The organism is Clostridium sp. AF17-21AC (genome assembly GCF_003461365.1).
Lineage (GTDB): Bacteria > Bacillota > Clostridia > Lachnospirales > Lachnospiraceae > Coprococcus > Coprococcus ammoniilyticus.
Map to the genome: position 1 here is coordinate 382,608 of NZ_QTWY01000003.1, position 12,781 is coordinate 395,388.

The window sequence follows — 12,781 nt, forward strand, 5'->3', positions numbered from 1 at the left end:
GGAGAACAGAAACTACAGGTACAATAAATACCGTATGACAGAAAGCAGCAGTATATGAAGTTCATTAAAAAAAATATAAAAAAAATAATTGGTATTCTGGCGGTGGTGCTGATCCTTACCGTGGCATTCTGGTATGGTGGAAATGCACCGGGTTCCAGAGGCTTTTCCGGATTTGGAAAGCAGCATGCGGAATTCCGGAATTCGACCGAACTGGCAGAAACTGAAACTGGTCAGGAGAAAACCGGAAGGTCATCGATGACGGAATCGGAAACAACAGACGGTCAGGACGCTGATAGTCAGGACACAGATCGTACAGATGAGACATCAGAAGGAGTGTCAACAGAAGATGGACAGGATCCATATGACCCGGATGGACAAGGCTCCTCAGGGACGACAGAGGTTCTGACCGAACAGCCAACGACGGAACAAACGACTGAAACAAAAGAATCGAAAACAACGGAACAGCCGACGACGGAAGAAGAACCGGAAATAACGGAACAGCCAACGACGGAAGAAGAACCGGGGCAGAATACGACAGAAGCTCCAACGACGGAACGGCCGGCGCATCAGAAACCGGAGAAGCCTGCAACAACGGAAGAACCGGAAACGACAGAGCAGAAGCAGACCGAGGAGCAGACATATACCTGCACGATATCGATTAACTGCGATAATATTCTGAAAAACTGGAATATGTTAGATAAGAGCAAGCAGTCCTGTGTACCTGCCGATGGCTGGATCCTGAAGGAAATCGAGGTAGAATTTAAAAAGGGACAGACCGTATTTGATGTATTAAAGGATATCACGAAAAAAAAGAGTATACAGCTTGAATATTCCTTTACTGCATTATACGGAAGCTACTACATTGAGGGAATCCATAATCTGTATGAATTTGACTGCGGAGAATTATCCGGTTGGGAGTATTGTGTCAATGGGAAGTTCCCGGCATTTGGATGCTCAAAATATGTATTGAAAGATGGAGATAAGATTGAATGGAAATACACCTGTGACCTTGGAGCAGATGTAGGAAATCCATATTTTGAATAACAGACAGGAGAAACAGGTGAAGAAGATCAGAAGGGATGCATTTGCAGACAGTCATCCAATCGTGAATTTGATATATTTTATATTTGTCATCGGATTTGCAATGATGTCGCTTCATCCGGTTAGTTTAGGGATCGCTTTTTTGGGAGCGGTCTCATATTCTATCTGCCTGAATGGCAGACGGGCACTATATCAGAATCTGCGCTATATGCTGCCGGTTGTGATATTGACGGCACTCATTAATCCGGCATTCAGTCATCAGGGGGTGACGATCCTGCGGTATCTGCCGTCCGGCAATCCGCTGACGCTCGAATCTATTCTGTATGGTATAGCGGCTGCTGTAATGCTGGTGACAGTACTGTGCTGGTTCTCATCCTTCAACAGGATCATGACTTCTGATAAAATGATCTATCTGTTTGGGCGGCTGGCACCGTATCTGTCGATCGTTCTGTCTATGACGTTGAAGTTCCTGCCGGAATTTACCGCAAGGATCCGGCAGGTATATCAGGCACAGAAAGCGGCAGGCTGTGTGATGTCTGGGAAATATTTTAAACGGCTTCGAACCGGTATGCGAGTGATCTCTTCGGCAGCAACCTGGGCGTTAGAACGGGCGGTCATAACAGGTGACAGTATGAAGAGCCGGGGATATGGGTTAAAAGGCAGGACAGCATATTCGTTATTTCATTTTAGAAAAAGTGATGGCTGCTGTCTGGTCGTGATTCTGGCAGCGGGAAGCTTTGTTGCGGCAGGAATGATCCGGGGCGTGATCGACTGGCAGTATTATCCGGATATAACAGGAAATGGATCAGACGGAATGGGAACTGCGGTATTTGCAGGCTATCTGTTATTAGTAAGCCTGCCATGTGTGATGCATTTGTATCAGGCAATCCGGGAAAGGAAGAAAAGATGAAATTATATGAGATCGATAATCTGACATTTGCATATCCGGATATTGCATCGGAGAGGGATGATGTTTATCTGAAGCCGGTATTAAAGGATATCGGCCTTTCCATAGAAAAGGGCAGCTTTGTCATTGTCGCAGGTGGTTCCGGAAGTGGGAAGACGACATTGCTCAGACAGTTGAAATCCGTTTTGACACCTCGTGGAAAACGGGAAGGAACTGTCTGTTTTCAGGGGAAAAAACTTGGAGACATAGATGATCGTGTACAGACGGAGCAGATCGGATTTGTTGTACAGGATGTAGATGCACAGCTTGTAACGGATAAGGTATGGCATGAACTTGCATTTGGGTTGGAAAGTCTTGGATATGACAATGCCTTTATTCAGAAGCGGGTAGCGGAAATGTGTTCGTTCTTTGGTCTGGATGGGATTTTTCACAAAAAGGTAAATGAATTGTCCGGCGGACAGAAGCAGTTGGTAAACCTGGCATCAGTCATGGCAATGGCGCCGGAGGTGGTGATCTTAGATGAGCCGGCAAGCCAGTTAGATCCAATGGCAGCGAGGGAATTTTTTCAGTGCCTGTATCGTATTAACCGGGAACTTGGAACTACAGTGATCCTGACAGAACACAGACTGGAGGAAATCTGGCCGATGTGCAGCCAGTTCATTCTGATGGAAGATGGCAGAGTGATCTATGATGGAAGCATTGTAGATGGCGTGGTGCTGTTGGCACAGAATGCACCGGCAATCGAGATCCCTGCGGCATGCAGGATAGCATTTGGATTGTCAGGTTATGGAGTTACAGACTGTCCGGTTACAGTTGCAGAGGGCAGAGAATGGCTGCGGCAGTATGATGAGAAACATGAACAGATGGCAGCAGGGGGACAGTCAGAGCAGGCGGATACGCAGGGAAAAAATCAGACAGCGGAGAACGTGATCAATATCAAGGATGTTTTTTTTCATTATTCATCCATGGAGAAAGAGGTATTGTCCGGACTTACCTTGTCGGTAAAGCGGCAGGAGATCCTTGCCATAAATGGTACAAATGGATGCGGAAAGTCAACATTGTTATCCCTGATCGCAGGGAACTACCGGCCGGACAGAGGCAGGATCCGGCGGGAGAAGCAACTCCGGATCGGATATCTTCCGCAGGATCCCAAGCTGTTATTTACTGCAAATACAGTTGGAGAAGAACTGGGACTGATCCGCAGACATGGGACGTTTGAGGTGGCGGAGCAGGAGATTTCGAAGGAAATGATCTGGAAAAGTATTCATTTCTGCCGGCTGGAATCTGTACTGACGCAGCATCCATATGATCTGTCAGGGGGAGAACAGCAGAGACTTGGACTTGCAAAGGTACTGCTTGCTGCTCCGGATGTGATACTGATGGATGAACCGACAAAGGGCATGGATGCAGCATTTAAAAAACGGTTTTCGCATATGATGAAGAAGCTTAAAGCTTCCGGACATACGATCGTGATGGTAAGTCATGATATTGAATTCTGCGCAGAAACGGCTGACAGGATCTGTCTGATCTTTGATGGCAGAGTGGCAACGGTTGCGGGAACAAACGATTATTTTTCAGGAAATGAATTCTATACGACTGCGGCAGCCAGAATAGCAAAAGAAACAATCCGGGGCGCTGTAACGGTTGAGGATATCCTGCATGCATATGGCAAAACCGGTGCATGGGATCAACCGGATGACGATATAGATGACGGAATTGTATGGACAGATACCGGGAACAGGAAGGAAAATGACGAAGCAAAGCAGGAAGAAGACCGGATAGGAAGCGGCACTCAAAGCGAGATATCAATACAGGAGAAAAAACCGGAAAAAATGTCATTTGTCCGAAAACTGGGACTTCTACTTACAACGGTTATCATGGCGTTCTGTTTTTATAAGACAATGACACAGGCGGATCTGACCCGGCTGATTGAGGATGGAACGGTGACCGGAGAAGGTATACAATATCTGATCTTGTATGGTATATTTATATTGGCAACGGTCATATATATTCTGTTGCTGCGTCCGGTCGGAAGAAACAGGGATCAGGATATTGACCTGCGCAGAAGGAACCGGATCAGCAGAAAAAAAATGATCATAACGGTTCTTTGTATTGCAGCAGTGGCAGGAACGATCTGGTTTGGCAAGACGGTTCTGTCAGACCGGAAGTATTATTTTATTTCTCTTCTGGTTCTGATCGAAATGATGATACCGTTTCTCACAGCCTTTGAGACAAAGGCACTGGGAGCACGGGATATTGTAACGGTGGCAGTTCTGTGCGCGCTTGCTACAGTCGGAAGAACAGCATTTTTTATGATCCCGAATTTTAATCCGGTTATGGCGATCGTGATCATCAGCGGGGTAGCATTTGGATGTGAGACCGGATTTGTGACCGGAGCAGTGACGATGCTGGTATCGAATATGGTATTTGGACAGGGACCGTGGACACCATGGCAGATGTTTTCACTTGGCCTGGTTGGTTTTGCGGCGGGGCTTGTATTTAATAACAGTCGGGTCAGAAGTCAGAATGTGACGAAACTTGGCCTGTGTATCTTTGGCGGCCTGTGCTGTATTCTGATCTATGGCGGTATCATGAATCCGGCATCTGTGATCATGTGGCAGCCGGCAGTGAACCTTAAGATGATCGTGGCAGCGTATGTAACCGGCTTTCCGTTTGATGTGGTACAGGGATTTGCGACGGTTCTGTTTCTGTGGATCATGGCCCGGCCATTTTTGCTGAAACTGGACCGGATCAAGATAAAATATGGAGTATTGTGTGAGGTAAAACAGCATGCTTAGAAATTGTAGTCTGGAAGAGATATCGGATGGTCGTTTATACGATCAGACGGATATGGTAAAAGCATATTGCAATGAATGTAAAGGGTGTCATGCCTGCTGTGAGGGAATGGGAAATTCCATCATCTTAGATCCGCTGGATGTGAGCAGACTGACAAAGGAGACAGGGAAGAGTTTTGAAGCTCTGCTTGCCGATACGATAGAGCTAAATGTTGTAGATGGGTTGATCCTTCCAAATATCAAGATGGTAAATGGGACATGTACTTTTTTAAATGCAGAAGGCAGATGTGGGATCCATGCGGCAAGGCCGGGATTCTGCAGACTGTTTCCGCTTGGCAGATATTATGAGGATGGCGGATTTAAATACTTTCTTCAGATCCATGAATGTGATCGGGCAGGCAAGGTGAAGGTCAAGGTATCAAAATGGATCGATACACCGGATCTGCCGAGATATACAGAGTACATTAATGAGTGGCATGATTTTCAGAAGCAGGTGCAGGAGACATTTGCACGGATCCGTATGCAGGACGGGGCAGAAGAAAGTAAGGATGCACGGATCAAGCAGATGTGTATGTATATTCTGAATATCATGTATGTTGCGAGATATGAGGAGAACCGGGATTTTTATGAGCAGTTTGAGATGCGATTGGAGCATCTGAAAGAACTGCTTGAGTCAGGAATCTAGCAGACAGATCCTGATCGGGAACGGTATAAATGCGGATAAGAGGCGGGGAGTGTGAACGATGGTAAAAAGAGCATATAAAAGACTGGTATTTTATATAAGTATATTTGTGATCCTTATGGCAGGCGTGATCCTGATCTTCTGTGCAAGAGAGATCCGGGAGACAACGGAGCAGGTGGATGATGAGATGAACAATAATATAGATTATGCCGCCATGTCCTGTCAGAACTGCCTGTCGGATGCGATTGATATTCTGACAGTGAATTATTTCACAGTGCAGTATATGCATGAGTCGGGATATAGTATGGATGAGTTCCGTGCGTATTTTACCGAACAGACCGATTATCTGAAAAATGAAGAAAGTATGCAGTATCTGGGGATTTATGGATATATTGACGGAGAACTGATGCTGAGTACTGCATGGGAGCAGCCAGAGGGATATCGGATCGAGGATCGTTCCTGGTATCAGGAGATGAAGCAGAATGGTACAGAACTTACGATTACGACACCATATCTGGATATGAAGACGAACCGGCAGGTGGTATCCGTCGGACGTATGTTCCGGGACGGTTCGAACCTGATCGGTGTAGATGTTGATCTGGAGGATCTGTCAAATCTTCTGAAAGAGTTGGATGCAGGAGCGGGTGAAATCTATATTGTTGATCAGACCGGAAGCATTATTGCGGGGGAGAATCCCGCATTTATGGGAAAAACACTGGACAGCATATATCACAGAACGGGTGCATATGAGAATTATGTTTCAGATATTGATAAGGAACTTGCTTCGGAGACGGAAGGTACTGTCAGCTATAAGACAGACAGTGCATGGATATCTGTGAAACCAATCTTGGATAACTGGTATGTGGTTGCGATCGTGGATAAGAATGAAGTCAGCAAACTGGCAGCAAAAAATGCAATCCCTTCTGCGGTGACACTGGCTGTTGTACTGCTGGTATTCTTCATGCTTTATATGAACCTGTTTGTCCGTGTATACCGGACGGGAAAAAAAGGAAGAGCTTCGATCGGAGTTGAGCGTTATGCCTCTGGTTCTGTTCTGCAGGATGATAAGCGGGTGAAAAAGGTTGTATTTTATGTATATATCCTTTTTGCCACATATTTTATTATGATGTTTTATCGGTTTCAGAAGGCTCCGGTGTTCATTGTTGTGACATTGGCAACTATGTTGGTCAGCTTTCTTGTGACTTTTATCAGAAAGACTACGGTAAAGATACATGGATTATGTATGTCGGGCTGCCTGTTTGCAATCGTTGCGATGTATGGACTGGTACCGGGTGAACATAACCGCCTGACTGATATGTTTCTTGCGGCAGCCGTTGTTGTGTCATTGTACCAGAAGATGGAACTGAATATATTTATGCTGATCAGTACCATCGTTTATTATTTGTATATGGTTCTTGCCGGCCGCTATATATCACAGGCAGATCCACTCGATGTCAGCGAGACGGTTATGGATCTGCTTATCATATTGATTGGAAGTCTGATGCTTCTTGTGGTGATCGCATGGAACAAGCAGCTTCAGGTTCGTTTGAAACAGAAGGCAGAAGAAGCAGAGGCTGCGGCGAACAGCAAGTCCGCATTTCTTGCAAACATCTCACATGAGATCAGGACTCCGTTAAATGCGATCCTGGGTATGAATGAGCTGGTGCTCCGGGAGAGCAGACAGCCGCATATCAAGGAATACGCTATGTATATCAAGAATTCCGGTAAATCGTTGCTTACGATCATCAGTGATATTCTGGATCTGTCCAAGATTGAATCCGGAAAGGTATATCTGGTGAACGAGAACTATTCACTGAGCAGCCTTGTGGAGGATGTCGAACGATCCATCCAGAAGCGTATTATGGAAAAAGGGCTGGAACTTAAGATCTATGTAGAACCGGAGCTGCATGAGAATTTGAAGGGTGACGAGGTGCGTATCAAACAGATTATTATGAACCTTTTAACAAATGCAGTAAAATATACAGAAAAGGGTGAAGTTCGTCTCTATATCACAGGAACTGTTATGGATAATAAACAGAACCTGACGATTGAAGTTTCCGATACCGGCATTGGTATGCGGAGTGAGGATATGGATAAGCTGTTTACAAATTTTGAACGACTGGATCTGAAGCGGAACCGCTCAGTTGAAGGTACAGGACTGGGACTTCCGATCACCAAGAATCTGCTGGTTGCAATGGGTGGAGATATTACAGTCAGCAGTGTATATGGTGAAGGTTCCACATTTACGGCAACGGTTGGACAGGAGATCGTAAATGAAGAACAGATCGGGGATTACAGAAAGAAATATAAAGAACAGCTTCATCAAGAGGTCTGTTATCAGGAGTCCTTCCATGCAGAGGATGCCCGGATCCTGGTTGTAGATGATAATGAGGTTAATCTGAAGGTCGTGGTTGGACTTGCAAAGAATACAAAACTTCAGATCGATACGGCACTTAGTGCGGCAGAAGGACTGGAACTGATCCGCCAGCATACCTATCAGCTTCTGCTGATCGATCATATGATGCCGGAAATGGATGGAATCGAGATGCTCCAGCATGTGAAGACCATGGATGGCGGCATTTATAAAGATATACCGGCAGTTGCGATTACGGCAAATGCATTATCGGGTGCAAAGCAGACGTATCTGGATGCTGGCTTCTGCGGTTATCTGTCGAAGCCGATCAATCCGGAACGCTTTGAACAGATCATTAAAGATAATCTTCCACAGGAATATGTAACGGAATGTGGAGACGGGAATGGAGATACTGTCACAAGAGGACAGGAAACAGACGGCACACCGGATCTACAGCAGGCAGAAGAATGGAGCATACCGGGAATTGATATCGCGAAAGCCTTATCCTATATTGGCGGAAGCAGAGAGTTGTATATCAGTCTGCTGCAGACTTATCTGGATGGAAGTGAAGAACGGATCCGGAAGCTTGAAGAATGTAAGAACAAAGAAGACATCTTTAATTATGATATAACGATCCACGGCCTGAAGGGAATATCCGCAAGCATTGGTGCAGATTCTATGGCGGCAGCCGCTGCAGGACTGGAAGAAGCATGTAAGGATCCACAGACGGCATTGGCGTATATTCAGATGAATCATGACCAGGCAGTAAGCCAGTACCGGGAGCTTCTGGAGCAGATAAAAAAATGGCTTGCGAATATAGAAACAGATGGTAAAATAGAAAAAGAAGCGGTCACAAATATAACGGAGATGCTTACGATCATCAGTGATTTAAAAACTGCTGTTTTTGAGTATAAAGAGAAAGCTGCATGCACCTGTCTGGAACGATTGTACAAGACAGAGATACCGGAGTTAGCAGATGAAATGGGTGCAAAGTATTATGGAATACTCGATAAGCTGTATCAGTATGTTTCGGATTATGATATGGATAAAGCTTATGAACTGGCAGAAAAACTGGAAACGGATATTAGGAGGATACTTAAGTGAAACGAACAGTATTGGTTATAGATGATGATAAGATGATACTTGATATGATCCAGGGAATCCTGGAGAACAAATTTGAAGTATCAGCCGTGAATGATGGACAGAAGGCGTTCCGTGTCCTTGAACGGATTCATCCGGATGTCATCCTGTTGGATCTGAAGATGCCGGGTATGGATGGATATGATGTGATATCCAGACTGAAGGTGAATCAGGAATATAAGAGTATTCCGGTTATTTTCCTGACGGCAGTTACAGATGAGTATTCAGAGACAAAATGCTTTGAAGCAGGAGCGGAAGACTACATCTGTAAACCATTTACAGCGAATGCATTAACAGCGCGGCTCGAACGTGTTTTGAATATTCATGAGTGTGTAAGGATATAAGAAACAATGGGAAAAGAGACAAAGACAAATGCGATGCGGATTCTCGATCGTATGAAGATTCCGTATACGCTCAATCAATATAACTGTGAAGAATTTATCGATGGTGTGCATGTTGCAGATATGCTTGGACAGAGCTACGACGAGAGCTTCAAGACGATCGTTACGGTCGGAAAGAGTCAGGGATATTATGTATTTGCACTTCCAATCGACAAAGAGATCGACCTGAAAAAAGCAGCTAAGGTTGTCGGTGAGAAAAACCTTGAGCTGCTTCCTGTAAAAGATATCAATAAAGTTACCGGGTATATCCGTGGCGGCTGTACACCGATCGGCATGAAGAAAGCATATCCGACCGTGATCCATGAAAGTGCGGAAACACTTCCTCAGATGATCGTATCCGGTGGACGCCTTGGCGAACAGATTATGTTAAAGCCGGATGATTTAGTTCGCGCGGTGAACGGACGGTATGCGGATATTATATCGGCTAAGTGATTTTTGACATTAGAAGATTATAGATAAAGTCGTAATAAAACAAATGGGGAGAGAATTAAATGGAGAGGAAGGACTGGATTGATCAGTTGAGAGGCTTTGCCTTTTTTATTGTTGTTTTGTGTCATGCAAGTGTGCTCGGAGTGATATCACATGTTGGAGCGGCATTTCATATGCCGTTGTTTTTTATGATATCAGGATTATTATTTTATCCGGAAAAAGTGTTGGAAAGAAGTTTGATTTCGCAGGTTGGACATAAGTTTCAAAGTATTATTATTCCATATTTTTGGGTTGTATTTTCGTTATTTCCAATATGGGTATTAAATTATCGGGTTTTGCGAAAGGGAAAAGCAAATTATTGGCATACATTAATAGGAAATCTTGTATCGCAGGATAAAATTTATCCTGCGACTGTAAATCCGGTTTGGTTTCTTGGAGCATTATTTTTTGCATATTTATATATTCTGATTATAGTAAAAATAACAGGAAGACAACGATGGCTTCGGTTACTTATGGCATTTGGCATCATGGCTCTGGGATTTTATTTTTCAGATAAGCAGTTGCCATACCATGTTAATACAGGAATGGTCGGAGCAGGTTATATTTATACTGGTTATTTGGTTCGCAGATATATACTGGAAAAGAACGTATTGAGAAATTATAAGAACCTTGTAATAGTTATACTTACAACAATTGGATTTGTTAGTGCATTCAGCAATAAGACTGTGTTCATGGTATATGGACAATATTATTCAATACCATTATTTGTGACATCATCATTAACATTTAGTATTGCCCTGATCTTGTTATTCAGCGAGTTCTCAAAGGATAAAGTTCTTGCTTTTATGGGAAGAAATACATTATTTGCGCTGGGAGCACATATAGCTTTAATTCGAATATGTCAAGCAATATGGGCAGATAAATTATCAAGTTCGTTTATCAAAATGTTCATGGTGTTTGGTGTAGAAGCTTTGCTTCTGGGAATTGCATATGTGATGAATCGGTGGTGGCCATATATGAATGGCAAGTATACAGCGAATACTAATTCAAAGAAAGCTTTTATTTTTCGAATGATTATGGTTTGCTGGTGCATGATCGTGCCGGTATGGATGAGTGTTGTACGATGGCTGACAGATGAAAAGGGCAGAAGTTTTATTTTTACAGTTTTATTTACAATTTTAATAGGGGGATTATTTACAATCATCACTTCTAAATATGTAAAGTGGATATATCTTGAAAAGAAACAGGTATAAAAAAGAGGCTTCCTAACGATAATTCGAACAGGAAGCCTTTATGTTTAATGAATAAAATGTTCAATCCATTTTGTTAATTGGTTTACAATTAATGCTAATACAATAGATATGGCAACCATAATCAGCTCATTTCGACCATAACAGGTAGGGTGACCGTAATCGCGCATAACACCTCGTACAGTAACATGTGCCAGATACAATTCCAGAGAATATTTGCCGAACCATTCAAAGAACTTCTTTATGCAATTATGTATTTTTTCAAAATGTTTCAGCTTGCTGAATAAAATTGCAATTAAAATACATGCACTGATATTGAGAAAAGCAGCAGAATATCGTGCGAATATGATCTTGCTTCCTTTTCGAAACTGAATTGCAAATAACGATAAGAGCATTAATCCATAAGTCCCGCCGGATATAGACCTTTTTTCATATGAGTATTTGCCGATAAAACAGCCTAAACAGAAAAAGGGAATACGTAATAAGGCCAGATTGGTATTATCAAACAACTCTTTATTGGATAAGCGGATTACAAATGTGATCATGGTAAAAAAAGTAAATAAATTAATTATACGCATTTGCTCAGATTCTTCATCTGGTGCCTTATCTATTGCGCGGAAAATGAATGGAAAGATAAGATAACAAAAGCAAATTAATAAAATATACCAGAACCATGACATCCCTCGGGTGAAAAATGAATAAAAGGACAAATCAGAGAAAAAAGCTTTTACCCCAGTCTTATCAAATAAAAAATCATTCCAGCAGAGCGCAGGGATGGCAATTAAAAAATAAGGAATAAGAATCCGTGTGAATCTCCGCTTATAAAACTGGGAAATATCCGGATGCTTTTTCATTGCGTAGTACAAACCAAAACCGGATAAGAAAAGAAAACCGTCTACACTTGAACTGGTGATATAGTTACGGAAAAATTCTACCCATCCGTTTTTGTGGACGTGATAGATGCCACAGTCCTCCACATAATGAAAGATTATAATACATATAATAGAAATTCCCATCAAAACCCCACGATAATCTGAGATTACATCCCATGTTGGTCTTTTCCTTGTCTTTACAGTATTCATTTTAAACTCCTTTTTCAATATATATTACTGGTTCAATGTGCAAAAACAATCATACCGCAAAAAGTAAAGCTTGTACATATGCCAATATTAACAAATCAGATAAAACAATGAAATGTCGCGGATGCTATCTTAATAAATATAACATTGTAGGTTTGTCAAACATATGTTACACAGATGCCAGATAATCCTTTAGTACCTGATTTGGAGATTTCCATCCTAATGGACGCATAGGAAAGTTGTTATAATCCCTGCGATTATACACTTTCAACTGTTTGGCAAAGTCCTCAAAAGAATAAAAAGTATGAGTTGCATAAAAACGCTCATTATCCTTTCGGTGGCTTCTTTCAACTTTCCCGTTATGTCGTGGTGTAAAAGGTCGTATAACTTTATGGCGAATCCCATGCTGCTTCAGATGCACTTGAAATAGTGTGGGTTTGTCACGGTGAGTGGTAAAACGATTTGTAAATTCTGCTCCATTATCAGTTTGGATACATTGAATGGGTAACGGAAAGGCTTTCACCAGATGCTCTATAAACATAGCAGAAGAATACGTGTTGTGTTCTTCAAAAGCCTCTACGAAACGCCATCTGGAATACTCGTCAATGGCAGTATACTGAAAGAATTGTTTGCCGATGACCTTGGGATTTTTGAGGCATGCAGAAGGAACAAATTTTACATCAACCTGTATGCGTTGTCCCGGA

Annotated in this window: 10 protein-coding genes; 8 read left to right on the forward strand and 2 right to left on the reverse strand. The window is 42.8% G+C overall.

The annotated features are described in order from the left end of the window. Positions 1–54: 54 nt before the first annotated feature. Genes DWW85_RS06825 through DWW85_RS06860 form a run of 8 tightly spaced genes read left to right on the forward strand, consistent with a single transcriptional unit; the run spans position 55 to position 11,001 of the window. Entirely contained in the window at positions 55–1,044 is a 990-nt protein-coding gene (locus tag DWW85_RS06825) for a DUF4430 domain-containing protein (RefSeq protein ID WP_117808117.1), read from the forward strand. Next, positions 1,037–1,951, forward strand: a complete 915-nt coding sequence (locus tag DWW85_RS06830) for an energy-coupling factor transporter transmembrane component T (protein WP_179970001.1) — start codon at positions 1,037–1,039, stop codon at positions 1,949–1,951. The genes DWW85_RS06825 and DWW85_RS06830 overlap by 8 nt, the downstream gene beginning before the upstream one ends. Continuing rightward, positions 1,903–4,746 (forward strand): ECF transporter S component, encoded by a 2,844-nt coding sequence (locus DWW85_RS12920; protein WP_117808118.1) that lies wholly within the window; start codon positions 1,903–1,905, stop codon positions 4,744–4,746. Before DWW85_RS06830 ends, DWW85_RS12920 begins: the two co-directional genes overlap by 49 nt. Further along, the gene (locus DWW85_RS06840) at positions 4,739–5,428 is read left to right on the forward strand and encodes a YkgJ family cysteine cluster protein (RefSeq protein ID WP_117808119.1); all 690 of its coding nucleotides are present in this window, start codon (positions 4,739–4,741) and stop codon (positions 5,426–5,428) included. Before DWW85_RS12920 ends, DWW85_RS06840 begins: the two co-directional genes overlap by 8 nt. A gap of 58 nt (positions 5,429–5,486) precedes the next feature. Then, positions 5,487–8,882 carry an ATP-binding protein gene (locus DWW85_RS06845; protein ID WP_117808120.1) on the forward strand — a complete coding sequence of 1,132 codons (3,396 nt, stop codon included), beginning with the start codon at positions 5,487–5,489 and terminating at the stop codon, positions 8,880–8,882. Beyond that, positions 8,879–9,262 (forward strand): response regulator, encoded by a 384-nt coding sequence (locus DWW85_RS06850; RefSeq protein ID WP_117808121.1) that lies wholly within the window; start codon positions 8,879–8,881, stop codon positions 9,260–9,262. Before DWW85_RS06845 ends, DWW85_RS06850 begins: the two co-directional genes overlap by 4 nt. 6 nt (positions 9,263–9,268) lie before the next feature. After that, positions 9,269–9,751 (forward strand): Cys-tRNA(Pro) deacylase, encoded by a 483-nt coding sequence (gene ybaK, locus DWW85_RS06855; RefSeq protein WP_117808122.1) that lies wholly within the window; start codon positions 9,269–9,271, stop codon positions 9,749–9,751. Between the two features lie 59 nt (positions 9,752–9,810). After that, positions 9,811–11,001, forward strand: coding sequence for an acyltransferase (locus DWW85_RS06860; RefSeq protein ID WP_117808123.1), 1,191 nt, complete (start codon positions 9,811–9,813; stop codon positions 10,999–11,001). 44 nt (positions 11,002–11,045) lie between these two features. Here DWW85_RS06860 and DWW85_RS06865 read toward each other — a convergent pair whose 3' ends face one another. Both DWW85_RS06865 and DWW85_RS06870 read right to left on the reverse strand, forming a co-directional pair. Beyond that, positions 11,046–12,080: an acyltransferase gene (locus tag DWW85_RS06865; RefSeq protein ID WP_117808124.1), complete on the reverse strand. Its 1,035-nt coding sequence runs from the start codon at positions 12,078–12,080 to the stop codon at positions 11,046–11,048. A 166-nt stretch (positions 12,081–12,246) separates the two neighbouring features. After that, positions 12,247–12,781 (reverse strand): DDE-type integrase/transposase/recombinase (locus DWW85_RS06870; protein ID WP_147340902.1); only part of this gene is annotated, 535 nt, incomplete at its 5' end.

What these genes read in the sequence shown, in the direction of transcription:
- ybaK (WP_117808122.1), top strand. Translation starts at nt 9,269, where the DNA reads ATGGGAAAAGAGACAAAGACAAATGCGATGCGGATTCTCGATCGTATG.
- DWW85_RS12920 (WP_117808118.1), top strand. Translation starts at nt 1,903, where the DNA reads ATGTGTGATGCATTTGTATCAGGCAATCCGGGAAAGGAAGAAAAGATG.
- DWW85_RS06825 (WP_117808117.1), top strand. Translation starts at nt 55, where the DNA reads ATGAAGTTCATTAAAAAAAATATAAAAAAAATAATTGGTATTCTGGCG.
- DWW85_RS06860 (WP_117808123.1), top strand. Translation starts at nt 9,811, where the DNA reads ATGGAGAGGAAGGACTGGATTGATCAGTTGAGAGGCTTTGCCTTTTTT.
- DWW85_RS06865 (WP_117808124.1), bottom strand. Translation starts at nt 12,080, where the DNA reads ATGAATACTGTAAAGACAAGGAAAAGACCAACATGGGATGTAATCTCA.
- DWW85_RS06840 (WP_117808119.1), top strand. Translation starts at nt 4,739, where the DNA reads ATGCTTAGAAATTGTAGTCTGGAAGAGATATCGGATGGTCGTTTATAC.
- DWW85_RS06845 (WP_117808120.1), top strand. Translation starts at nt 5,487, where the DNA reads ATGGTAAAAAGAGCATATAAAAGACTGGTATTTTATATAAGTATATTT.